30 protein-coding genes and 1 pseudogene are annotated in these 23,922 nt (G+C 37.7%); 23 read left to right on the top strand and 8 right to left on the bottom strand.

The genetic code is table 11. The features are described from left to right. Window positions 1–184 precede the first annotated feature (184 nt). From E5329_RS22505 to E5329_RS22470, 10 genes and pseudogenes are all read left to right on the top strand, one after another. Window positions 185–616, top strand: coding sequence for a DUF4368 domain-containing protein (locus tag E5329_RS22505; protein WP_168356727.1), 432 nt, complete (start codon window positions 185–187; stop codon window positions 614–616). Beyond that, window positions 617–2,191, top strand: a complete 1,575-nt coding sequence (locus tag E5329_RS22500) for a recombinase family protein (RefSeq protein WP_135991553.1) — start codon at window positions 617–619, stop codon at window positions 2,189–2,191. It begins immediately after the preceding gene. A gap of 116 nt (window positions 2,192–2,307) precedes the next feature. After that, on the top strand, window positions 2,308–2,598 hold the full coding sequence (locus E5329_RS30945) for an aldo/keto reductase (protein WP_334295752.1): 291 nt from the start codon (window positions 2,308–2,310) through the stop codon (window positions 2,596–2,598). Continuing rightward, window positions 2,595–2,804: an aldo/keto reductase gene (locus E5329_RS30940; protein ID WP_275443619.1), complete on the top strand. Its 210-nt coding sequence runs from the start codon at window positions 2,595–2,597 to the stop codon at window positions 2,802–2,804. Before E5329_RS30945 ends, E5329_RS30940 begins: the two co-directional genes overlap by 4 nt. 11 nt (window positions 2,805–2,815) lie before the next feature. Next, window positions 2,816–3,556 carry a flavodoxin gene (locus E5329_RS22490; protein ID WP_275443618.1) on the top strand — a complete coding sequence of 247 codons (741 nt, stop codon included), beginning with the start codon at window positions 2,816–2,818 and terminating at the stop codon, window positions 3,554–3,556. Window positions 3,557–3,578: 22 nt separating this feature from the next. Next, window positions 3,579–3,920 (top strand): hypothetical protein, encoded by a 342-nt coding sequence (locus E5329_RS22485; protein ID WP_135991552.1) that lies wholly within the window; start codon window positions 3,579–3,581, stop codon window positions 3,918–3,920. A 208-nt stretch (window positions 3,921–4,128) separates the two neighbouring features. Next, entirely contained in the window at window positions 4,129–4,311 is a 183-nt protein-coding gene (locus E5329_RS22480) for a hypothetical protein (RefSeq protein WP_135991551.1), read from the top strand. Between the two features lie 294 nt (window positions 4,312–4,605). Further along, a pseudogene (locus tag E5329_RS22475) lies at window positions 4,606–5,031 on the top strand (TnpV protein). A 185-nt stretch (window positions 5,032–5,216) separates the two neighbouring features. Next, window positions 5,217–5,339, top strand: a complete 123-nt coding sequence (locus E5329_RS30935) for a hypothetical protein (protein ID WP_275443617.1) — start codon at window positions 5,217–5,219, stop codon at window positions 5,337–5,339. Window positions 5,340–5,526: 187 nt separating this feature from the next. Next, window positions 5,527–5,832 carry an ATP-binding cassette domain-containing protein gene (locus E5329_RS22470; protein WP_135991550.1) on the top strand — a complete coding sequence of 102 codons (306 nt, stop codon included), beginning with the start codon at window positions 5,527–5,529 and terminating at the stop codon, window positions 5,830–5,832. Between the two features lie 120 nt (window positions 5,833–5,952). Here E5329_RS22470 and E5329_RS22465 read toward each other — a convergent pair whose 3' ends face one another. Further along, window positions 5,953–7,251 carry a tyrosine-type recombinase/integrase gene (locus E5329_RS22465; protein WP_135991549.1) on the bottom strand — a complete coding sequence of 433 codons (1,299 nt, stop codon included), beginning with the start codon at window positions 7,249–7,251 and terminating at the stop codon, window positions 5,953–5,955. Window positions 7,252–7,409: 158 nt separating this feature from the next. Further along, window positions 7,410–8,030, bottom strand: a complete 621-nt coding sequence (locus E5329_RS22460; protein WP_135991556.1) for a helix-turn-helix domain-containing protein — start codon at window positions 8,028–8,030, stop codon at window positions 7,410–7,412. A 218-nt stretch (window positions 8,031–8,248) separates the two neighbouring features. Here E5329_RS22460 and E5329_RS22455 point away from each other — a divergent pair, with 218 nt between their 5' ends. Together E5329_RS22455 and E5329_RS22450 are read left to right on the top strand one after the other, a co-directional pair. Then, window positions 8,249–8,482, top strand: coding sequence for a helix-turn-helix domain-containing protein (locus tag E5329_RS22455; protein WP_135991548.1), 234 nt, complete (start codon window positions 8,249–8,251; stop codon window positions 8,480–8,482). Between the two features lie 883 nt (window positions 8,483–9,365). Next, on the top strand, window positions 9,366–10,931 hold the full coding sequence (locus tag E5329_RS22450) for a MobA/MobL family protein (RefSeq protein WP_135991547.1): 1,566 nt from the start codon (window positions 9,366–9,368) through the stop codon (window positions 10,929–10,931). A 74-nt stretch (window positions 10,932–11,005) separates the two neighbouring features. On the opposite strand, the gene E5329_RS32295 is transcribed toward E5329_RS22450, so the two are convergent. From E5329_RS32295 to E5329_RS22435, 3 genes are read right to left on the bottom strand one after another with little or no spacing between them, the layout of a single operon-like run. Further along, entirely contained in the window at window positions 11,006–11,575 is a 570-nt protein-coding gene (locus E5329_RS32295) for an accessory gene regulator B family protein (RefSeq protein WP_135991546.1), read from the bottom strand. After that, a complete protein-coding gene (locus E5329_RS22440) occupies window positions 11,572–12,306 on the bottom strand; it encodes a LytR/AlgR family response regulator transcription factor (RefSeq protein ID WP_135991545.1) in 735 nt (244 codons plus the stop codon). Before E5329_RS22440 ends, E5329_RS32295 begins: the two co-directional genes overlap by 4 nt. Then, window positions 12,303–13,655: a sensor histidine kinase gene (locus E5329_RS22435; protein ID WP_135991544.1), complete on the bottom strand. Its 1,353-nt coding sequence runs from the start codon at window positions 13,653–13,655 to the stop codon at window positions 12,303–12,305. The genes E5329_RS22440 and E5329_RS22435 overlap by 4 nt, the downstream gene beginning before the upstream one ends. A 211-nt stretch (window positions 13,656–13,866) precedes the next feature. Between E5329_RS22435 and E5329_RS22430 the strand changes: the two genes are divergently transcribed. From E5329_RS22430 to E5329_RS22400, 7 genes are all read left to right on the top strand, one after another. Then, on the top strand, window positions 13,867–14,013 hold the full coding sequence (locus E5329_RS22430; RefSeq protein ID WP_135991543.1) for a cyclic lactone autoinducer peptide: 147 nt from the start codon (window positions 13,867–13,869) through the stop codon (window positions 14,011–14,013). A gap of 18 nt (window positions 14,014–14,031) precedes the next feature. Continuing rightward, the gene (locus tag E5329_RS22425) at window positions 14,032–14,412 is read left to right on the top strand and encodes a hypothetical protein (protein WP_135991542.1); all 381 of its coding nucleotides are present in this window, start codon (window positions 14,032–14,034) and stop codon (window positions 14,410–14,412) included. A 78-nt stretch (window positions 14,413–14,490) separates the two neighbouring features. Continuing rightward, window positions 14,491–15,513: a hypothetical protein gene (locus E5329_RS22420; RefSeq protein WP_135991541.1), complete on the top strand. Its 1,023-nt coding sequence runs from the start codon at window positions 14,491–14,493 to the stop codon at window positions 15,511–15,513. A gap of 9 nt (window positions 15,514–15,522) precedes the next feature. After that, window positions 15,523–16,659 (top strand): hypothetical protein, encoded by a 1,137-nt coding sequence (locus tag E5329_RS22415; protein ID WP_135991540.1) that lies wholly within the window; start codon window positions 15,523–15,525, stop codon window positions 16,657–16,659. After that, window positions 16,640–17,527 (top strand): ABC transporter ATP-binding protein, encoded by an 888-nt coding sequence (locus E5329_RS22410; protein ID WP_135991539.1) that lies wholly within the window; start codon window positions 16,640–16,642, stop codon window positions 17,525–17,527. Before E5329_RS22415 ends, E5329_RS22410 begins: the two co-directional genes overlap by 20 nt. Then, window positions 17,508–18,710, top strand: a complete 1,203-nt coding sequence (locus E5329_RS22405; protein WP_135991538.1) for a hypothetical protein — start codon at window positions 17,508–17,510, stop codon at window positions 18,708–18,710. Before E5329_RS22410 ends, E5329_RS22405 begins: the two co-directional genes overlap by 20 nt. A gap of 4 nt (window positions 18,711–18,714) precedes the next feature. Then, the gene (locus E5329_RS22400; protein ID WP_135991537.1) at window positions 18,715–20,394 is read left to right on the top strand and encodes a hypothetical protein; all 1,680 of its coding nucleotides are present in this window, start codon (window positions 18,715–18,717) and stop codon (window positions 20,392–20,394) included. Between the two features lie 96 nt (window positions 20,395–20,490). On the opposite strand, the gene E5329_RS22395 is transcribed toward E5329_RS22400, so the two are convergent. After that, window positions 20,491–20,730 (bottom strand): DUF6061 family protein, encoded by a 240-nt coding sequence (locus tag E5329_RS22395; protein WP_135991536.1) that lies wholly within the window; start codon window positions 20,728–20,730, stop codon window positions 20,491–20,493. Window positions 20,731–21,049: 319 nt separating this feature from the next. Here E5329_RS22395 and E5329_RS22390 point away from each other — a divergent pair, with 319 nt between their 5' ends. From E5329_RS22390 to E5329_RS22375, 4 genes are all read left to right on the top strand, one after another. Next, entirely contained in the window at window positions 21,050–21,487 is a 438-nt protein-coding gene (locus E5329_RS22390; protein ID WP_135991535.1) for an ATP-binding cassette domain-containing protein, read from the top strand. After that, the gene (locus E5329_RS22385) at window positions 21,480–21,764 is read left to right on the top strand and encodes a hypothetical protein (RefSeq protein ID WP_135991534.1); all 285 of its coding nucleotides are present in this window, start codon (window positions 21,480–21,482) and stop codon (window positions 21,762–21,764) included. The genes E5329_RS22390 and E5329_RS22385 overlap by 8 nt, the downstream gene beginning before the upstream one ends. 257 nt (window positions 21,765–22,021) lie before the next feature. Next, complete coding sequence (locus tag E5329_RS22380) at window positions 22,022–22,861, top strand: MerR family transcriptional regulator (protein ID WP_135991533.1); 840 nt, start codon at window positions 22,022–22,024, stop codon at window positions 22,859–22,861. 22 nt (window positions 22,862–22,883) lie between these two features. Beyond that, a complete protein-coding gene (locus tag E5329_RS22375) occupies window positions 22,884–23,039 on the top strand; it encodes a cysteine-rich KTR domain-containing protein (protein WP_456320036.1) in 156 nt (51 codons plus the stop codon). A gap of 253 nt (window positions 23,040–23,292) precedes the next feature. Here E5329_RS22375 and E5329_RS22370 read toward each other — a convergent pair whose 3' ends face one another. Both E5329_RS22370 and E5329_RS30930 read right to left on the bottom strand, forming a co-directional pair. Then, the gene (locus tag E5329_RS22370; protein ID WP_135991532.1) at window positions 23,293–23,742 is read right to left on the bottom strand and encodes a DUF4368 domain-containing protein; all 450 of its coding nucleotides are present in this window, start codon (window positions 23,740–23,742) and stop codon (window positions 23,293–23,295) included. After that, the coding region (locus E5329_RS30930) for a hypothetical protein (RefSeq protein ID WP_275443616.1) at window positions 23,739–23,922 on the bottom strand (184 nt) is incomplete at its 5' end. The genes E5329_RS30930 and E5329_RS22370, both read right to left, overlap by 4 nt.

Here is a 23,922-nt window from a genome sequence, read left to right as displayed (position 1 = left end):
TGACATATATTAACATAGATTCCAAAAATATACAAATTATTTCACGACAGTTCCTTATCTTGATACGGTAAAAAGAGGCTGTACAAATCATAAGGTATCACTGGATGCAGTCAATAAAATCGTATTTGGGACAATCCATGAACACATGAATGTCTGTATTGACAAAGAGGAAACGGTAAGGCGGATGAACGCTAAGACAAATAACCTCAAAAAATACGATATTTATGGAAAAGAGGCAGACAGGATAAGAAAAGAACTGCAAAAGACAACGGAAGTCAAGGCAGGCATCTTTGAGGATTACCGGGATAAACTTATTGATGAAGAGCAGTACGTCCAGATCAGCGGGAAGTATGCAGACAAAATAAAGGAATTGACGGCAAGGCTTGATGAAATGCTGAAAGCACAGGCGGCGTATTCCAGAGAGTACCATATTGACGAGGAATGGAAGGAAGTAGTGGAAAAGTATCTTAACAAGCGCAAGCTCACAAGGGAAATGGTAGAGGCTTTTGTGGATAAGGTGGTAGTCCATGAGGATGCAAGGGTTGACGTATATCTCAAATATGATGATGTGCTGAATGACCTGAAAATCCTGAGTGCGGAAAGAGAGGCGGTCTAAATGGATAAGATGATGATTGCCCTTTATCTGCGCCTTTCCAATGAGGACAGCGACAAGGAAAAGTCGGAGGAAAGCAACAGTATCTCCGCACAAAGGGTACTGCTAACAAAGCATACAAAGGAGCTTATGCAGGGACAGCCATACAGTATTACAGAGTTTTGCGATGACGGGTATTCCGGTACTGATTTCAACAGACCGGGGGTGCAGGCATTGATTGAAGCCGCCAAAAGCGGTAATATCAATATGATTGTTGTCAAGGACTTCTCCCGTTTTGGGAGGGATTATCTGGAAGTGGGGCGTTTTTTGGAGTATATCTTCCCCATATTGCAGATACGGTTTGTGTCCGTGAATGACGGTTACGACAGTGACGATAAGTTTGGCACAACAGGCGGTATGAGTGTTGCATTAAAAAATCTTGTGTATGGAATGTACAGCGCTGACCTGTCAAAGAAAATCCGCACTGCAAGGGACACAAGGGTGCGCAACGGCGAGTTTGTGGGGCAATTTGCCCCATATGGATATATGAAGAACCCTGAAAATAAGCATGAACTTCTGATTGATGAAAACGTGGCTTGGGTAGTCCGCAAAATCTTCTGCATGGCTGCTGATGGGGTAAGCCATACAGAGATTGCAAGGCAGCTCAATGAGGCAGAAATACCAACAAGGTATATGTACCACAAACTAAAAGGGGATAATTTCCCTGACAAACAGCCGCATGTAAGGATAAAGATATGGGACAACAGTTCGGTCAAGGACATTATTACAGATGAAACGTATCTTGGCACAATGTTCTGGAACCGGGCAAAGTGCGGAATGGATACCAATAAGAAACGGGTAGAACAGCCGAGGGAGAAATGGATTGTTGTGGAGAACCAGCACGAAGCCATTGTATCAAAGGAAATTTTTCAGAAAGCAAATGATAATATTGTAGGTCTTGATATGAGTGGCAGGACAATGGGAAAGAGAAATCTCTTTTTTATCTGTGGGTACTGTGGAAAAGGACTGAAACTTAGAAACAAGAAAAACAACAAGTATTATTGTGGAAGCCGTACACAGCAGGTAAAAAATGACTGTCAAAGAATCAATATAGCACAGGAAGAACTTGAGGATGCAGTCTTGTGTCAGGTAAGGGGAATGGCGGATATGCTGATTGAAGCACGGAATAACCGCAAAAAGACTCCAAAGAATGACCGGAAAGCGGTTCTTGAAACAACGATTGCGGACAGTACAAAAGAGGCAGCAAGGTGGAAAGACACAAAAGTACGTCTGTATGAACAGTATAAAGCCGGAACAGTCACCAGAGAGGATTATATTTCACGGATTGAAAAGGGTAGGATAAGACTGGAAGAACTGGAACAGATCAAGAGCAAGGCGCAGGCAGAACTTGACAGTATGCTGATAGTACCAGTGAAGGAAGAATTACCGGATAAAGAACTGGCGGAACTTTCCGTACTGGAGTCTTTCGATAAGGACAGATTAAAGATGTTGATTGATAAGGTCGTTGTCTATGGAGAGGATGCCATAGAGATTGTATGGAAAGTGGGCAATCCTTTTCAGGTTGAAATCACTGCATGAAACTCTGTTTCATTTATTGGAAAGGCATGGTAAAATATGAGCCATAGGCAGGCATTGTATGTGGCTCGCTAAAAAATGAAATTTTTTTTATTCCTTACTTGACACAAGCAGATTTAATGCTTTTGCACCATCCTGATCCGAATGATGTGGAGGCGTATAAAGCGATGGAACAATTTGTGGAAGAAGGAAAAATCCGTTCCATCGGGCTGTCAAACTGGTATGTGGAAGAATTGACTGAGTTTTTACCGCAGGTGGACACTGTCCCGGCAGTGGTTCAGAATGAAATCCATCCGTATTATCAGGAGAATGATATAATCCCATTTATTCAGGATTTAGGGATTGTGGTGCAGGGCTGGTATCCGCTGGGGGCAGAGGGCATACGGGAGAGCTGCTTGGCGATTCTGTGATTTCTGAAATAGCCGTGGCGCATGGCGTGTCTTCTGCCCAGGTGATTTTACGATGGAATCTGCAAAAGGGAGTGGTGGTCATCCCCGGTTCCAGTAATCCCGATCATATCAGGGAAAATACGGAGTTATACCATTTCAGTCTGACCGAGGATGAAATGGCACGGATAGGTGCCCTTGACCGGGGCGAAAAACATGATTGGTATTAGGAGGAATGACAGTGAAAAAAATATTTGTTTTATGTTTATTTCTGCTGCTTGCGGCCGTTATGCTCAGTGGTTGTGGGACTTCTCCCTCTGGCAATAATCCTGCTGCCGGATCAGGTAAGCGGCAATCGGAGGAAAATACAGAAACGGCACATTCAAACGAAACGGAGGATTCTGAAAATATGGACTCTGATTCTACAGCAAAAAGTCTTGTTGTATATTTTTCTATGCCGGAAACTACGGAGCCTGAGAATATGTCAAGGGAGGAAGAACTCAGCACCGTTGTTATTGACGGTGAGGTTTTGGGAAATACCCAGTATGTCGCATATATCATTGCAGAAAATACGGGGGCGGATATTTTCCGGATTGAGCCGGTTACACCATATCCGCTGGATCATTCCGAGCTTGAGGATATTGCGCAGAAAGAGCAGTCAGAGAATTTCCGGCCTGAAATTGCAGGGACTGTGGAGAATATAGGGCAATATAATATCATATTTTTTGGATTCCCTAACTGGTATTATGATATGCCGATGATTATGTACAGTTTTCTTGACCAGTACGATCTGGCAGGGAAAACGGTGGTTCCTTTTGTTACATCCGGCGGGAGCAGTTTTTCTGACGCAATCAGCACGATCAAAGACATGGAGCCGGACGCAGATGTGGTTATAGATGGCCTTTCCATTTCACGCAATGTGGTTCAGGATTCGGAATCTGATATTATCGAATGGCTAACAGAAAAAGGTTTCATTCAGTAAATTACCATAGGCGGCGGGCAGCATGAAACATAAAGCAATTTTGAAAATAGTAGCGGATATTGGAATGACAGTCATGCTGCTGTTTCTGATGACCTATGAACTGATTGGCGAAGCAGCCCATGAATGGCTTGGAATCGGGCATTATATGTTCTTACAAAATCAATATGTGTTTTTCGATTTTGAGGAATCGTTGATTTTCTTTCTGGCCACGGCGCGGGTCGGGCTTCTTCTCAGGCTTTGCATGGGCGGCGCAATTCGCCCTGGCCCTGGCAATGGCATGGAGGCGGCAAACGGCGGATTCATTAAGTCTCTTCAGTTCCATGAGCGGTGGAACGGTGAGAAAACACCGATCCATGCAAAATAAGCATTTTCCGAAAAAGTTTGGGCAATGGCGCGCCCATTGCGGATCATCTGGATTGCATGGCTTAAGGGGCTGCTTAAATTTCCGCCAATCCAGGATGAGGCTTCTGCCAATCCATACTGAATGATCAGATCCATTGGAATGCAAAAAGAATTCAAAAGATTCCCGATGGCAGTGCCAATCCCACCAAACATATGGCCATGCATAAACTGTGGTTTTGAAGAGTTCTCCGATTCCTGGCACAGCTTTTTCATGCCTGGCATACGGCGAGATTCCAAACCTTGCAGCCATGGCCGAGAAGCGGTGGACGGCCGCCAATGCGAATGAGAGGGGCGTTCCTGTGTATGATTTTATGGCAGCGGATTTTCAGATCTGCTGTCTTGTAAGCGGATGAGCGAAAAAATGCAGCATCGTCTCATAGAGACTTCGATCCAATGAAAGCGCCCGAACAAAAGATGTAACGCCTAAAGAGTCATATCGGACTATAGGACGGATTTTGCGGACATTCAAAATAAAAAAGAATGTGGAGGTAACAGACAATGGCAAAATCATTATTAAAGGAATTGGGCGGCAGATACGAGCAACAAGGGGATTACTTAACTTAAAGATAGTATATGCATACAGCCTGCTGATACATTGCTTGCAGATGCCCCGCAGAAACCAAAGCATACAGAAAAGCAATTTGCATATGAAATCAATATTTGAACAGTTAGGCGGCACATATCACGAGGAAAATGGGTATCTTATTCCAGATATAAGATTACCCGCCGAAGAAGAACAGCCGATAGGCGTATGGGGGTGAGCGAGTGCCAGTGGCACTCAAGCAGCAAACCGACCGAGCCGGCAGGCGAGAAAGCGGCATCTGGACTATCTGAAGCAATACCGCAGGGTTACATACACTAATTTTCTCACAAGCGGCAGGCTGAATACTTACCTTGCCAACATTGACAGGCAGGCGCAGGAACGCTCCCACAGGCTCATAGAGGGAATGAAACAGGAACAGGGCATAACGGAACGTCTAAAGGAAGAAAACGCATTAGAATGGGTGCAGAAAATGAATAACATACGGGCGTGTGTGAGGGAGATTGTGGAAAAAGAGATTATTTACGCATAGGCGAAGGCGGCAGGGAAAAATCTCTGTCGCTTTTCTTTTTGGGGAGTTCCGCTTAGGTGATGTGAAATCTCTTGTAATTAGGATATTTAATCTCTTATAGAAAGAGATTAAAATTCATATTTGTGCACTTAATACAGTTCGTTCAAACGGCTATACTATATATAGTACACAGTAGGAGGTCAGATATGTTTGAATATATGACAGCACAGGAAACTGAAGAAAAGTTGAAAAGAAAATTTGTGAATAAGATTGAGAGTGTAAGGAGCGGAAGTGCTGAGATTGAATCTGTCAGTATTTTCGAGAGATGATAATGATAATATTATAATCTGTCTGAATTTATCATGATGGAGCTTTTTTAAATGGTGTTATCGGCGAGGTGTTTTAGAATATAAACAATATCTGAATGAATTTTCACTTAATAGCACCCCCAAATATAAAAAACTATTGACTGTAAACCTTGTTTATACCCTATACTGGGCAAAAGGAGGTAGCCGGATGGAGCATATATTAAAAATCGAAGCTTTAACAAAGCAATATAACAGACATAATGTTATAGATAATGTAAATATGTCAGTTCAGGCAGGGGCTATTTATGGCTTGATTGGACGAAATGCTACAGGAAAAACAACGATATTGAAAATCATTGGAGGATTGGCAAAACCATCAAGCGGGAAAATATGCTTGTCCGATAATACCGAACAGAACGGCGAACAAGATGCTTTACGAATCGGTGTGTTAATTGAGCAAGCTGGAATTTATCCAGATATGTCTGCAAGACAAAATTTGAATTTGTATAACTAAAATCCTAACTTTCCTTATTTTATGCGGCTTGGCGGTATGCCTTGCCACCCTATATGTATCCTTTTCCCTTGTTTTTGCCCTTATGAGGTATCTACAAGGGAAAGTTTTTGTTATTCGATTTTATTCTCCAGCCACCTTATCAAGTAGTCGGGCTGAGTTTCGTTTACCCTCTCGGTTAGCGTGTGCGTAGACATTCATAGTGGTACTTACATCCGAGTGTCCGAGTAATTCCTGCACATCCTTTGGTGCTGCTCCGTTTGAGAGCAGGTTTGTTGTATAGGTGTGTCGCAGAGTGTGGAAGTGGAAATTATCATCAAGCTCCGACAATCGTTTCCTTGCTGTCCTTAAAGCTGTCTCTACCGTTGCAGGAGCTTCGTATGCTCCGTCCGGTCTGATACATACAAGGTCAATCTCGTTGCAATCAAGCGGAATTTCCTCTGTGCCATCCAAATGGTAAAGCTCATAGTAGACACGATTCTTTTCCTTAACTTCCCTGTAGTAGTTCCTCTGATAGAGTTCTCCGTAACTGAATATCTGCTTTCTGTGTTCCTTTTTCGCTTTCTTTAAGATGTCAGCGAGCGTATCACAGAAATCTACGCTACGGACTTTCTTTCGCTTTGTCGGACCAATCTCGGTCTTGTGCCTTGCTCCGTTGTAACGGACACTTCTTCGTACTGTCAGATACTGTTCCTCAAAGTTAATGTCACTCCAAGTCAGTCCGCATACCTCTCCAAGTCTAAGACCTGTGTAGTATGCTATCTGTACCGGCAGGATAGCAGGCTTGTTTCTTTCTTCCAGATACTCCATAAGCGTCTGATACTGCTCTGGTGTAATCGGGTTGATAGCCTCTGCATCCTCATCATTATCAGAAAACAAATCCACATCTTCCTCGGCTTTCCTACGCATTACCACATACTGCATTGGATTAAATGTGATGTACTGCTTTGGAAAGACTGCAAATCGGAAGGACTGTTGCAGGACTGCGTGGAAAGAACGGATATAGTCGATGGTGTAACCCTTTGACTTAAAATTTCCTTCCTCACCGCCAAATGCAAGCAAATCCATAAACTTCTGCAAATGCTCCGAAGTGACTGTCTTTAGTTTTCTGTTCCCGATTGGGTGCTGCTTAATCTTGTTTACCGCCTGTAAATAGTTACCGACTGTACCATTGCTAAGTGAACCTGTTTTCAAATCTTCCTCTGCCCATACATCAAGCATCTGTCCGAGTGTGAGATTGTCTGCTTTGGCTAGAAAATTCTTTGCGTCATAATCCTCCATAGCCTTGCGTAACATTCTCTCTGTCTCTGATTTGCTCTCCGTACCTGCAAATTCTTTTTGAACCAAGTTACCGCTTGCGTCCTCTACATAGAAGCGATAGTACCATTTCTTGCCTTTCTTTCTTACAGATCCTTTTGCCATAATTGTGACTCCTTTCGTTGTCGGCAATCGGAACTGATGAAATGCTTCTTGCGTGTAGGCATCTTGCAAGCATAGCTTGCAAGCCAATTCGTCGCTCGTCAATCAGATAAATCTGTTGACTCACTTGCACTCATTGTATCATAGCTTCGATTACCGTACTATACCGAATCGGGTTCTTTTTCTGATAAAAGATTGGATAGTCGATTTTTCGCTGCTTCAGGATTTTTGGAATACAGTCTTACAATATCGCCCATATCATTAAATGCGTTGATGGTGTGGGTGATTTCTCTAAGGAACATAATTTCATTGTATTCCTTATTGGATTCAAACCCCATTGTCTGAGCGAGCATTTTGTTGTCTGCATTTCCTTTGAAATTTTTGCAAGCGGACTGGAACGAATCCACGAACAGCTCGTATTCCTGTAACATCAGTAGCAGCAGGTCTTTGGAAAAGTCACTTTCGGACTGTTCCATATCATAAGGGAGCTTATTCAGAATGGAAGTCATTACATCACGAATCTGTAATTCTCTTTTATCCGTAATGTCTGTTTCGTATTCGTCTGTCTCACCTTTCAGCCATTCCACAGATACATGAAGTGCATCTGCCAGACCTTCTAAGGTCATCTTCTTGGTGTTATCAATCGTTCCTGCTTCGTATCTCTGAATGGTGGAAGCGGTCACGCCCATCTTTTCAGCGACATAAGGCTGGTTTAATCCTAACTCCTGTCTGCGGCTTTTTGCTCTGCTACCGATTGTCTTTCGCAATTCTTTATCTTTCAACATACTTGCGACCTCCTTTTTCGGTATGACAATACTATACCACATAACACGATGTATTGCAATACGTAATTCAATAATAATTATTAAAATATCGTAATGCTTGACAAGATAAAATAAAAGCTGTATAGTTACTATACAAAGAAATTGCGTAACGCAAGTTTTGAAAATGAAATAAAATGCACAAGACTTGTAATCCTACGCAGGAATGAGGTGATCGAATGACAGAATTAAAGTTTGCTCTCTCCATTGAAGAAGCTGCCGACTACACAGGCATTGGAAGAAACACTCTTAGAAATCTTGTGGAATGGGAAAAGCTGCCAATCCTTAGAGTTGGAAGAAAAATCTTAATCCGCAGGGAACGATTAGACGAGTTTCTGATTCTCAATGAGGGGAAAGATTTACGAGACAGACACGCAGTAAAAGCGGTCAAGGGAAGCTTAAAAAATGAATAAGGGACAGTCGCTAAGACCATCCCTCTGGTATGTATCTGACTAAAAGCCATGATATACCTACACGCAAATAGATTATATCACGAGCAAGTCCTCAGATACAACCAGAACTTTTGGAAAATGAGGACAAGATGGATGTGAGTGGGTGCAATCGTCCACCCAGATGGTAGGACAAGTCCACCCAAGATGCAAAAGGTGTTATGAAATGTCCACCCACTTCAAAAAATGAAGAAATAAGATGGGTGCGATCATCCCCCAAGTGGTAAGACAAGTCCACCCAACTTATAAAAAGTGCTGTAACAAGTCCACCCAAGTGTAGCTAATAAAAAAACTGACCGACCTATGACAAAGGTTGTACGCTGCTATGAAAAAAGGTGTCCACACTTCGGGATTCTGCTATAAAATTAACTGTCCATTTTTCGGGATACAGCTTAAAGTCGCCAAACAATAGAACAGTGCTATTGTCAGGGCGAAAAAGCTAACGGATCGTGCTATTGTTAAAGCAAAAGTGCTAACGAATTCGTCTATTGTTTCGCTGATTTTCATAGCAATCTTCTAGCATTCCTGTTAAGAAAAAGGAGTGCCGGATACGGCACATAAAAAGCGTGCCATTTAAGGCACAAAATTAGGTGCTGAGGGAACAATTAGAGCTAAAAGTGGACTTCATAAGCAAGCCCTCGGCGTTTGAGAGCGAAATACACCCATCGCACAAATCTTCGATTTGTACTCTGTGTATTTCGCTCTGCGAGGCTTAGCCGCCACAAGGCGGATGTGTTCGCAAGATGGGTGCCTATGCACCCGCTCACAGGGGAAGTTATTCTATCACAACTCACCTATCTTATCCGTCCTCTTTTCCAAAATCAAAACTGGAAAAGGAGGAATCACAATGCCAAGAAATTCATTTGTGCAGATGTCAAAGCTCCATAATGTTCGTGGAAGAATCTATTATATCTCCAGTGATAAAAAGCAGGAAAATCTCTATGCGGTATATGAAACCACAGACCGTAAATTTTGGAGGGAACTTGCCAAGTGCAACCAGACAGAATTTAAGAAAAGTGGTACAGATGGAAAATGTATCGAAGCAAGAGAATTTATCATTGCTCTGCCGGAATCCTTTGTGGATTATCCGCCAGACGGACTATTGAAATATATGACGGATAAATTCAAAAGTCGGTATGGTGTAGACTGTATCGCAGCACTCCACCACAACAAGAAAAAGACGAATTATCATATCCATCTTATCTTTGCAGAACGAAATTATCTTGAAAAACCGATAGAAAAGATTGCCACCAGAAATATGTTTTATGATGAAAAAGGTAATCATGTCCGTACCAAGAAAGAAATCCTAGACGAGAATGGAAATATCCGCAAAAAGTGTAAGGTCATCAAGAAAGGCGAAGTTTACGAAAGACAAATATTTACCATTAAAGAAAAACTCTTTAAGCAGGAAAATTTCTTAGATGAGGTCAAGGTATTTTATACCGATCTGATGAATGGACTTGTCAAAGATGAGAAAGAAAAACTGTCCGTATTCAAGCGTGGGGATGTCTATCTTGCCACCAAGAAAATCGGAAAGAACAATCCCAAGGCAGATAAGATTGCACTCAATAACAAGGTCATACAGGACTGGAATCGCACTGTGGATCATGCTCTTGTATCGGGTATGGAGAGAAAGGAAATTCTAAAGGTAAAGCAGGAACAGATTTCAACTCCGATCAAGGAATCCATACAAAAATATGGCAATCATCCGGAGTTTCTGTTTGTGATCATATTTAGAGCAATCGAACTGTTGAAGGAACTCATAAAGCTGCTGATACAGAAACAGGAACAGATGAAAACTAGAATCTCTGACTTTATGGAGCGTAGAAACGAAAACAAGGATAAGCAACCTGCTCATACTGCTACACAGGCAGACAACCAGACTGCACCTAGCGTAGACACAACGATCAAAGCACCTGCCACTACTACCGTAGAAAAGACCGTTATCCCGCTAAGACCGAGAATGTCCGAACTTGCACACGCCTATGAGATGCGTCTGGAAGAGATTATGGAGAAACTCAAACGCCAAAACAGAGCCATTCACACGCAGGAAATGGAGAAAGAACTGATTGACGAGGAGTTGGAGAACTGTACAGGATTATTCCAAGGAAAGAGACGAAAGGAATTGCAGGCACAGTCTGACAGGTATGCACAAACGATAAAGACTATGAAACAGGGATTATCCCATATCGTACAGGATTACAAATATCCAACGGTAGATGCGTTCCTGCAAGACTACAAGCAAGGCAAGTCCGAGTATGAAGCCTATGTCAAAGCGACAAAGGACTGGGAATCAAAGTATGGAGAAAAATCCACCCACAGAAAGCTTGCAGAAAAGCAGGCAGAAGTTCAGAAACGGGAACAGGACAGAGTTTTTAACTATCGTTCGCCAGCAGACAGAGGAGCTAGATAATCTAATTAAATTCAAAAAAGATAAAGACCATCAAATTCTTTATCTTTTTTGAATATTTATGAAAAGTCATCCTACTATTTTGTAAAGCGTCTCATTAGATTTTTAATTGTTTCGACTATCGTTAGAATAACTACGCAACAAAAGGAATAAAACAATGTGGTATTCATCTTCGTGTTCCCAATTTTATAAAACAGCAAAAGCCCAATACTAACAATTACCACAGAAATAAATTTATGTATCCACTTTTGTTTGGCAGATAAACATATTTTATGGTTACTTATAGGTGCAAATAATATACACATAAGGACAAGTATCAAATATCCTAGTACAGTTGGCTTTAAATAGATTATAGCCCACTTATCAAGACAACCGAGAAAAAAGCTGCCTAAGATACATGTTAACTGCGTTGGAGCATGGGCACCTCCGGTATAATGCCGTAACAATGAAAAGGTAATTACCCAAATTAGGGTATAGCCGAGTGTATGTGATAAAACTCCCCATACGAACAATAACACTATGGTTATAAAAGTATTCAAGAAACATTCTAAGCCATATATGTATATTTCTAATTGATCCGCAGAAACATCCTCCCCTGATAGTTCTGCTAACTTATTAGCAATAGATGTAGCCCACTTCGTAATCATTCAAAATCCCCGCTTGTATCAAATCTTGTTGTATATTTGGCGAAAGCACTTATCACATCTTTGGAATAAGAACGTGCAATTTGTGTAGTCAGATGATTTGACAATTCAATCGTTCCTGATGTAATACGATAGATATGTGCCATATTTACAATATAAGAACGATGGGTTCGGATAAATTCACTTGGCAAATGGACAATAATCTTATTTAGGGTAGACATTTGTTCATAGCATTTGCCGTCTACAGTCAATATATCAACATAATGTAATCTGCTCGAAAATGTCAATATATCTGTGTAGGGAATACTTACAATTTCTTGCTTGTTTCGGTAAATGTATGTATTATTAGATAACTCTTTCGCAATTTCATCCAAACACAGAAAAAGAGTATTTTCTTTGACGGGTTTAAGCAAGTAGTTTAAAGCTCTGACTTCATATCCTCGGAATACATATTCTCTAAAGGCTGTTAAAAATACAATAATCCCATGATACCCAGATTCCCGAAGGCGTTTAGCGACCTCAATTCCATTCATTTGCCCCATTTGTATGTCAAGGAAAAATGCTGAAGCCTGTATAGTGGTGCATTCGGAGTTTTTTGAAAAATATTCTTCGCCCGATTTGTATTCGTCAATTTCAATATCCCAATCATATTGCTGCCCATATTTTCTTATTCCATTTTTCAGTCGTTCTAATTCAATCACAGAATCTTCCAGTATGGTTATTTTCATTTTCATAGTAGTTTGTCATTCTCCTTATCTGGTATCATAATATGCACGGAAAAAATTTTATTATCAGATGTAATCTGCAATACGCCATCTGCCTTTTCTACAAGCTCTTTTACTCGTCTTATCCCCAGTCCATGTTCTTTTCCTTGTTTGACACTCAAAATGTCTCCATCAATGCTACATTTTATCACACCATCATAATTATTTTCAATGTGGATCAGTATCATATTCTGGTAAGGTTTAATATAAAAATAAATGTACGGATGCTCGGTTGGATTAGAGATTATAAGTCTTTCTCCTGCTTCAATGGAATTATTCCATATATTTCCAAGTATGGATGAAAGTTCAACAGAATCAAGCGGAAAATTTTCAGGAGCCATAATAGAATATTCTGTCTTAATTCCGTGTTTTTCAGCATAATAAAGTTTGGCGGTAAGTATACAGTCAATAGCAATATTTCCCGTTGCTATGGCACTTTGCGTAGTTGTAAGAGTGTTATGGTATTGCTCTGTATATGCTATAAGTTCATCCCATTTCTTGTCTTTTGCTAATACGTTGATTGCATCCACATAAATCTGCATATCGTGTTTCATTTTTCGTAATCGTTCTGCTGTCTCAGATAAGCTATTGAACTCAGTCCTTTCCAGCTCATAAATCTTTTGTTCTTCCAATAATCGTATGTTTTCTTCTTTTGAATATCCTAGCAGATAAATGTATTGCATCAATGCCAAAAACAAAACAATAAAAAATAAGTTAATCAAAGAGAGTCTTGCCGAAAAGGAAGAATCATCAAATTTATCAACAGATTCCAAGGTCAGCCTTAATATGTAGTGTCCGATTGCAAGTCCAGAAATTGCGATACAAATATATGCAACTTTTTGGAAAGAGGAAAGAGATATGTCTTTATTTCCAATATAATGAAATAACAATACAAAAATCGCTATCATTGCCAAGTACAGCATAGTATATGGCTTTCGCAATTCCCCACCTGATAACAATTCCAAAGATGCTCCTTTATAAAGCGTTACTGGAATAAAGAATGTAATCTGTTCTGCAACTAAACATATAATGGAATATGAGAATCCCCAAAAGATACGGAGAATCAAATTATCACGATAAAACAAAATTGCATATACAATATCTAATACACAAGATGATATCAGGGTGACATAGGATGATATTCCCATTTTATTGAGCGTACATAAAACAGCAAACTGAATGGATACGAAAAGAAACATCCAAACTGCTTGATGTTTATAATTTGCTCGAATATGCAATTTTGTATGGATAAATATTAGAAACAAAGCCAGTTCTAAGAAATTAACAATATATTCCCACATTGAATCAATATATAGCATAGTTTCCACTTCCTTAAATTATTTTTCAAATATAATTTTATCATCAATAAAATGGGTACACAACATAATATGCTACCGTTCGTGCATGTTGGGCTACCATTCGTGCATAGAGGGATTGAAAAAATTAAATACTCTGTTATATTAAGCACATACCATGGTAAACAAATAAAGTTGCCTGAAATTGTCAGACAATTAAGGAGGGGTGAAAACGATGGACAATAAACAAGTGAACAAGGCACCCCAGAAAAGTGCCCATCTCGTACTTCAAGCGGTGACAGCTATTGCTCGAAGTAATGCAAATTCATTGTGTCGTGGTTTGTTGTATGAACCAAAAGTACCAACGCAGTTAAAAAAATAAAATCAGGAGGAAGTTATCATGAAGAGAATCAAGCAAATGGCATTATCATTAATTATGGCTGCAAGTTTATTGGGAAGTATTCCGTTGACAGCCAATGCAGCAACTGTTTCAACTTCAGAATTTGGAACAATGAACTATTCACTGACAAGAAGTGGTTCAACTGTTACAGCTAAAACTTCTGTTACAAAGACAGCTAGCAAATTGATTACAGGTGTTGAGATTCAGGTTAATGCAACAGGTGCAACAGTTGCTACAGCAAGTGTTACAAAGAATAATGCAAAGGTCAACGATGTTATCAAAGTAACCAATTACTCAAGCAGTACTAAACTTGCTTGTTTTTCAAGCCATGAGGCTAGGGGAACAGGTAGCGTTGCTAAATATTTAGCAGAAACATTTTAGCCGTAGTGTCAATATTTGGAGAAGTAGCCGCAAGGGAATAATACTCTTGCGACTATTTTTGTTAGGAGGAATGAAATAATGAAACATATTCGATATATAGTAATGGTGTATGTGATGGTAATTTGTATGGTTTTCTGTAGCGGGTGTACTAGTAATCATAACTCATCATCAGATTTGAATACAGATAGTGATTCTGAATTATCATCTATAATAAGCAGCGATGATGAACTTATAAAAAAATCAGAAGGAACAATTATGATGGGATTTCAGCCTGCCGATAAGTATGAATATACCTATTCAGGTTCAGAAATGAACGTTCCACTATATGTTGGAACAATGGATAATTCAGAAAATATTGAAGTCGCTGCAATGTTGTTTTTGAATGGAGAGGTTCAGCCATATTCATATACGTTGAATGGAAAAGTAAGTGAAAAACAAATGGTTCATTATTTTACACTAGGTCCAAATGAAACAATTAACTTTACAGCACTTGTCACACCAATATCTGGTGAAAAAGGTGATGTGATAGGTATGCAATTTGCAACTGTTTTTAAATCGGATTATTTACCAGAGCAAGATGGAAATACATCATTCGGAAATTGCGGAAAAATTAATTCTACAATTTGTATCCCTGTAAATATGCAGGCATCAGGCATAAATGAAACAAAAGCAGATATCGTGAAAACTACTATTACTGATATTCCAGAAGAAACGATGGCAATGCTTGAAGGTCTTGTTACAAATGATACCGATAATCCATTGGATTATTCTTCATATCTTAAAATTAAAACAGAAGACAATAGGAATTGCTTGTATTCTGAGAACGGAAAGTTAAACCTTACGTTACAAATATATGGAGGAAAAGAGGTAGCAAAGAAAATTACATTTTTTATAAATAATGAGCCTGTTAAAGTCGACAATTGCGATTATTGTGAAATAAATACTACAACAGATAAAATGACTGTTTTTGATGTGTGTATAGATGTTTCGGAGTATAAGGAACTTTGCTCATTTTATGCAGTTGCTGCGACAAGTGGTGAAGATTATTTGATTCAAGATGATACAACGCAAAGTGAAAGGTGTTTATTAATAAACAAATAGGTGGATTAAGTGAAAAAAATTAGTTTGTTTTTAATATCAATATTTTGCATATGCCTAATTTCCGCTTGTAGTAGCAAAGAGGATTCAATAGAAATTCAGAATACACAAATAAATGATTTTTCTGAAAAGAATACAGAAAATAAGTCAATTGACGATAAAATTTCGTATGTGGATTTAGAATATGACGAGATAAATAAAAACCTAACTCTTTTAGACTTAGGTTTGAATCAGGTATTACAGGAAGTACCAGTTGAAAGTACGGAAACTATCGACGCATATCAAAAAATTAAAGACGGTTATGCAATAGTCAAATCAACATTTGAAGAAGATGTAGATAATGCAAAACAGGTAAATGGAATTATAATAAGTAAAGGTTCATCTGATTATAAAACTTCCTATGAATTTATTTCATACGATGAAAAATTGCAGGAAAAGAATGTAATTGACTTGAAAAGTATGATTTCAGAGGAACTGATGACAGAAATTCAAGAGAGTCAGCCAGAACCTAAGATTGATCCTTTAGGTCATCATATTGCATGGAGTACAATAAATGGAATATATGTCCTTAATGTTGAAAGTGGAGAACAAAAAGTTCATGAAATTGAAGAGGATGGTTTCTCTGGATATGAGATTGCTTTTATTGATGAAAATAAGGTAGGATTTTATCAACAGAAAGGAGAAACGACAGTAACTACAAGATATGGATATTGGGATTTGAGTACTGATCAGATAGTTTATGAAGAAGAGGACGATTATAGTCCAAGTCAAATTCGTGTGTCGGGAGAGTGTCTTGTGCTAAATGATAGTGAAGATCCGGCAACACATAGTTCAAGTGGAAAGGTAGTTATATATGATTGCCAAAAGAATCAATCTAACGTATTTCTTGTGGACAATACAGAAAGTACATTTGCTACTGTCACAAGTGACGGAGCATATCTGATTGTGTATGTCTGCTTAGACAATGAATTGATGAAGCACAGGGTACGGATATATCAATTGTCAAGTAAAGAGTGCGTAAACGAAATTCCGTTCTCAACAGAGAAAGGTGTTAGGTTTTACGATTTCTGTAATTCTGAAAACGATTATCTGTTGATAGGAAACGGAGATGCTGGAAAGGTGGTTTATCATGTATTTGCAGCTAAATAACATTTCAAAGAAATATGGGAATTTTAATGCACTTAAATCAGTTAATATGACCTTTGAAAATGGAATATATGGTTTGTTGGGGGCAAACGGAGCAGGAAAAACTACATTGATCAATATTTTGATTGGTGCCTTAAATGCCACGGACGGAGAAATATTTTTAGATGGAACTAATATAAAAAGTTTAGGAACTGACTATCTGAAATTAATTGGTTTTATGCCTCAATATCCGAAATTTTATCCCAATTATAAAGTGGATGAATTTTTGGAATATATGTGCTGCATAAAAGAAATTAAGAAGGCCGAGCGAAAACGCAGGATTAAGGAGGTACTTGAAGCAGTTAATCTCGCAGAACAGAAAAAGAAAAAAATAAAAGAATTATCCGGTGGAATGAGACAACGTTTGGGAATTGCACAGGCACTATTAAACGAGCCAAGAATATTGATATTAGACGAGCCTACGGCTGGTCTTGATCCTGGAGAGCGAATTCGATTTCGTAATATCATTACAGAAATTGCAAAAGATCGAATGATCCTTATCGCAACCCATATTGTTTCTGATGTTGAATACATAGCAAATCATATTATTATGCTGCAAAAAGGGAATGTTATTTGTGAGGGAACGGCAGATGCATTGAGAAATGGTATCAAAGGGCAAGTATTTTCACTATGCGTAAGTGAAGAACAATCAAAGGATATACAAAAAGCGTATTTGGTATCAAACATGAAAAGAGAAAATGATGGAGTTTATTTGAGAGTGATTAGTGATCATGCTCCAGAAGGGGCTAAAATAGTTGAACCGCAGTTAGAGGAAGTATTCTTGTCAATTTTTAAGAAAGAAAGTGATATTCATGAAAATACTATACTTTGAGCTTCGAAAAGAATTTATCAGAAAGTCATTTTTTTTCATGATGATCATTCTGGTTATAATCAATTTCTTTTGGTTGGAATGGGATTATCATACAAATGGTGGATTCACAGAAGATTATGTAAAAGTAAATGCGTCAGAAAAAGAAAATAAATATTATGAAGAATTACATCAATATTTGGATGGAAAGTTAAATGCTGAAAAAGTATCCTATGTATCCGAAGAATACCAAAGGTATCATAATTTAGTAAGTGGTGATTATAGCACTGAATATGACTCAAGTATGCATACAGGATATGCATTTGGAGATTACAGCCTCTTAACAGTCCACTTTTATAATCCAATCAAGTATCTTATTACATATAAGGAATTGAATGATGGGTTACTTGAAAAAGCAGAGGAAAATATTCGCTTTTTTTCAGATAAAAATAATAAATACGAAGTTGAAAAAAATTCATTCATTTTGGAACATTATAAAAATAGAAATCCATTATATTTTTATGAGACAGGAGGATGGAAACATTTATTATCTTATGACAAATCCGATCTGTTTATCTTGGTGTTGCTAATTGTAGGAATTATTCCAACCTTTTCCAAAGAGAAAAAGAATGCGATGGAAATTATTCAAATTACATCTGCTTATGGACGGAAACTGTATATTCCAATAAAATTGATAGCACATATCTTTGTGGCTGTCTGGCTTGAATTACTATTTGGGATTATCAATTATGTAGTGATTCATATGCAGTATGGGCTAAGTGGAACAAAAATGATGCTGTATTCTATCAATGAATATAGATATACACCGCTTAATATATCTGTAATTGAATTCTATTTACTAGAGGTCTTGTCTAAGTGTATTGGCTTTGCGATTATAGCAGTCATATTGACAATGATTGCCAGACTGATAAAAAATACTTATGCAGCGTTTATTGCGATGATTGGGTATACATCAGTTTTTCTATATTTTAGTGGATTTAATAGTGGAATCACTTTTGTGGAAAATGTTTTGACATTAATCAGTCCATTTTCACTTCTGAAATTAGGAGAACTGGCAACATCGTTAAAAGAAATAAAATTTTGTGGACATTTTATGACATTTCATAGTTTCTTGTATGGTGTACAAGCTACACTAATAGTGATTCTGCTTTGTACCATGCTTGTAATAGAAAAGAGGGGAAAGTGATTTCATGATTCGATCTGAGTTATATAAAGTATTTATAAAACAGCATTTGATTTTATTTCTTTTTGTGTTTCTTTTTCTAAATGCAGCATATCATATTGTTACTGGTTATGATACGACAACGGTAATTCGCAACTCAGAATCATATTATACTTCTTTTTTTGATAAGTATGAAGGAAAAATCACAACGGAGAAGACCACACAGATCAAAGAAGAATATAAAAAACTAGAAAAAGATACTGTAAATATGTTATCTAACAAGCTTGAAAAGCAGGCTTTTGAATCTTTTTACCATGTTTATCTATATGAATCGGATTCAGGAAGCGGATATCTGACGGATACAAGGGGATGGGAGTCGATTCTTTGCCATGATAATATTAACTATTTATTAGCTGTTTTTGTGGTTTTACTTGGCGTAATGTTGTTTAGTGTAGAATATGAAAATGAGATGAATATTATGATTGTATCAACATGTGGAAGAAATAGACTGACGGGATGTAAGATTTTTATCGGAATTGCAGGTGCTATTATTTCTGCTAGTTTATTTCAGATAGTACACATCATGTATTTGGTGTCTACAATTGGACTACATCATGCGGATTATCCTTTAAATACAATCGAATTTTATGAAAATTCACGTTATGGAATATCACTAGGAACTGCTCTGCTTTTTAAATTTATAGTAACAATATTAGGATGTATGTTACTTGTAAGCTTTGCAATGTTAATGACAGTTTTACTTAAAAGAAGAGAAATTTGTATGGTATTAGCAGTTCTTTTGGTAATATTACCGAGAATGATTTTTTCAAATAGTTCGATACTGTATAGAATTCCTTGGATTACACCGCTTCTTTCAGCTAATGGGTTCTTTTGGCCAGATAGATATACACATCAGATCATAGATAATCAATTAAAAAAGGTGATTGTTTTTCAAGCAATCGAGACGAAAACAATGTTGATCGTATTGTCTATGGATATATTTTTGATAGTGCTTTCTTCTTACATTGTATTTGGTAAATTTTCAAATCACAGAAAAAGCAAATATATAAAAATGACTTCAAAGATTTTGCCTTGCTTACTCATATGTTTTTGTTTGACGGGATGTGGAGAGATAAGTGAGGATAAAGAAGTTATCATTGATGGTACGCTCAATGCGCAGATTAATATGACCATTGGTGGAAATATGTATTATATTGACCAGAATGAAAATCTGGTATATTGTGAAGATGCGAAAAATAATATTATTGCAATAACACGAAATATAATTCCACTTCAACAAAGGATTACTAACATTTTTGTAGATGCTCATTACTGTTATTATCTTTTGGAAGATGATAATAGTTCAAATATTATTGTACGCAGCGTTGATTTAGAGTCTTTTGAAGATAAATTAGTATACAGTGCAGGAAGCGATAACACAGAGGATTTTTATGGATTAAGAAAAGATGAATCTAACGATGCTGATGAAATTTTAAAAAATATTGCTACTGTAAATTGGTTTATTGTTACAGATAAAGTTATTTATTATCAGAAAAACAGTGCTATCTATAAATGCTCAAAAATAAGTGGTAAACAAGAGATTATTGCTGAAGCTGTTTCGGACGATGAGGTGCAATATCTAAAGGGCGTGTTACATTATACAGATGCACATGGTAAAAAAACTAGTTATAATGAAAGTGCCAAGTAAAATCTTTGTATCCAAGAATAAGACGATACACTATGTACTCTATTAAAAAGGGTGTTGATCAAAACACCCTCTTCATATAATGTTAAATGAATATCATTAGAATATTGTATCTATATCAACTGCACTTACCCAATCTTGCATCTCATGATTTAAATACAAGCGAGCATATTCTAGCGGCTTGTCAATTGCAAGAGCATCTAGCAATCTCTGAGAGTTTGGTGTAGTAATCAATCCATCTTCTGCCTTGCCACAGTCAATCCGAAGAATGAACCCATTGTAATAATTGATGTCTATGGAGTTGTGAAATTGATTGTATTCAGCGTGTACGATATTCATATCTGTGTTATCCTTTCCTTTATCCGTTGTAGCTTTGATAATCTGTTATAGTAAAAGCATTTCCATCAGTTCCAGCCGACTTATGTGATTTATATAATGTTATTAGCTGTTACCGAATTTTACTTCCCTTATTTTTGCCCTTATGAGGTGTCGTAACACAAGGGAAAAGGATATAACATAAGGGAAAGTCTAAGGGAAACCTCACTTACCAAAACTGTAGGAAAATCAAGGCATTGCGGATTTTATTGTAACACTTTATAATACGAATTAGGTGTTAAAGAATTGTAGGTATCAAAATTTTAAATTGAAGTGTTTGGCTATGGGAATAAAAGATAAAGAGCACATTAATGAGCTTATGGATATTGCCGGGCTGACTAATGTGGGAAAGAAGCCTGTAAAAAAATACTCTTTAGGAATGAAACAACGTCTGGGCATTGCTTTGGCACTTGTAGGTTTTCCGAATTTAGTTATTCTAGACGAGCCTCTCAATGGACTTGACCCACAAGGGATTGTTGAATTTAGAAAAATAATTGCACGACTAAACAGTGAAAGAAAAATCACTTTTATCATTTCCAGTCATATCCTTGGAGAACTAAGCAAGATTGCAACCGATTATGTAATAATTCATAATGGTGTCCTGATAGAGCAAATTAGTAAAGAACAATTATTTGAGAAATTTGGTAAAAATGAAACAGATGTGCAAGATGCTTTTGAAGCATATTGCTTCGATTTGACAGGAGGGTGTGAGGATGCTTAATTTGATAAAAATGGACTTATATCGTCTCTTGCATACTATCTTTACATGGATAATGATGGCATTGCTTATTGTGTCTGCTTTCTTTTGTGTTGCATTAACGTCTGATTTATCGGATAGATATCCAAGTGTCATAGGTATATTGGAAATGCTATTTCACGGTAGGTTGTTCATGGTGCTATTTTCTGTTTTTGTAACTGTTTTTGTAAATGCGGAGCAACAAAATGGATATATCAAAAAACTTGGTGGTCAGATTTCACACAGGGGTCAATTTGATTAGTTTCAATATTATGAGTATTGTATATTCACTGATTAATAAGCTGATACCGTTTATAAGCAGCAATGCCGATATTGATATAAGTCAATTTATGGTGGATTACAATATATCTGCTTATAACTTGGAAACACTGGCGAATGGCTCTTTCAGAGCTATTGCAGTCGGATTTATATTTGTTATCATTTCTGCGGTTTGTGCTTGTATTGTTATTGAAAAAAGGGATGTGCTATAAAATCTGTATATTGGGAGGAATTTTAGAGATGACAATAAAGGAAGTTGAGCAAATAACAGGTTTGCCACGCTCAAATATTCGTTTTTATGAAAAGGAAAAACTAATAAGTCCGATACGAAATATGAGCAATGGGTATCGTGAATATTCAGAAGAAGATATAAAAACCATTAAGAAAATTGCATATCTTAGGACTTTGGGTATATCCGTTGAGGATATTCGCAGGCTTTCAAGTAAGGATATTAACTTGTACGATGTAGTAAAAATACAAAGGCAGACTCTTGAACAACAGTTATCCGAGTTGGAAAATGCAAAATTAATGTGTGAGAGGATGCTTTTATCTGGAGAAACAATTGATTATGAAAATTTAGATATTGAGTTATATGTTGCTGATGTAAAAGATTATTGGAATGAAAATAGGAAGGTTTTCAAATTAGATTCCGTGAGTTTCTTTTATATGTGGGGTGGAAGCATTGCTTGGGGGATACTCGCAGTTGCATGTTTGTTGGTGGCGGTGTTTTCATTTGGACATTTACCTGCTGAAATACCTATCCAGTGGAGTAGTGATGGCATAATTAGTTCCCTTGTAGATAAAAAATTTATTTTTGCTTTTCCTGCAGCCTGTATAATTATCAGATTTCTGCTGCGTCCCTTTATTTGGCAGTGGCTCAAGATAAATATTATTGATAGTGATTCTGTTACAGATTACATTACTAATTGTTTATGTTTCATAGCCTTATCAGTAGAAGTATTCATAATTCTCTATGTAAAAGAGATTATGAAATATGTGATCATAATACTTTTTATTGATACCGTTGTATTAATTGGATTATTGTTGATGGCTGCATATAAAGCAACAAGGAAGAGGTAGCAATAAGAAACAAGCAAAATTTATATTGTGTCCTATATGTAAAAATAAAACTCGGTTAAAGATGGGAGAAGATACAGAATTAAAAAATTTTCCGCTTTATTGCCCGAAATGCAAGCAAGAAACATTGATAGAAATAACAAATTTACAAGTAATCGTCATCAAAGAGCCAGACGCATAAGAAGCAGAGCCAATGAACAGGTGAACAATCACAGTTCATTGGCTCTGCTTCATTTCCTAAGGTTTTAAGGCGAACGTCCACCATATTAAAAAACGGTGTGTGGTGGGCGATTTTGCTATGACCGAAAAGACTTAACAGAATTATGATTACTTATAACCGTAGAGGTCACAGAGCCTTAGCTGTCGCCAGATAAGGATGTTTTTATGTAGGGTACGGTGCAACTCTGTAAAAGGAATTACACCGTATCCGTTTATTATGCTACAAATTTGAAGTCCTGCGGGTTGTTCCGTATTTCTTCCATCGTGGCAAGGAGTTCTTTTTCGGTGGGAAGATCTATCATGCCCACCGCTGTAAAATAAATGTCCACCTTCACATGGCTGTGACCGCTGGATTTGTCACTGTTGTGGGCTTCGATACGCTCAATCAGCGAATTGACAAGCGTAGGGGTAAGCTCTTTAATGTCGGTCATCTCCCGCAAGGTGCGTAAGACAAACCTTAAATCCACTATCCGCTGTTCGGCGTTCTGCAAGGTCTGGCGGTTTTCTTCCACTTCCAGCGTCAATGCTTTCTGCTCCTTTTCATAGTTTTGGAGCATTTTAGTAAACCGTTCATCAGAGAGGATGCCGCCTGCGTTCTGCTCAATGATAGTTGTCTCTTTTTCGCTCACACGGATAAATAAATTTTTGTTCTTGGCTTCGTTCATAACATCAGTCCTTTCTTGGGTTTTTGAGGGGATTGGGGGATTCCCCAAAGGGTAATTGGCTCTTGAAGCCGGTTGGGGCGGAAACTGTCAATACAGTTTCCCTGCTTGCTGCGGTATGCGACATTCTTTCTGCCGCATACGGTCTGTTGTTTTCCGCCGGTCTGTCTGAATGTCGTTTTT

Source organism: Petralouisia muris, from assembly GCF_004793545.1.
GTDB lineage: Bacteria > Bacillota > Clostridia > Lachnospirales > Lachnospiraceae > Petralouisia > Petralouisia muris.
This window is presented reverse-complemented; position numbering and strand designations above follow the sequence as displayed.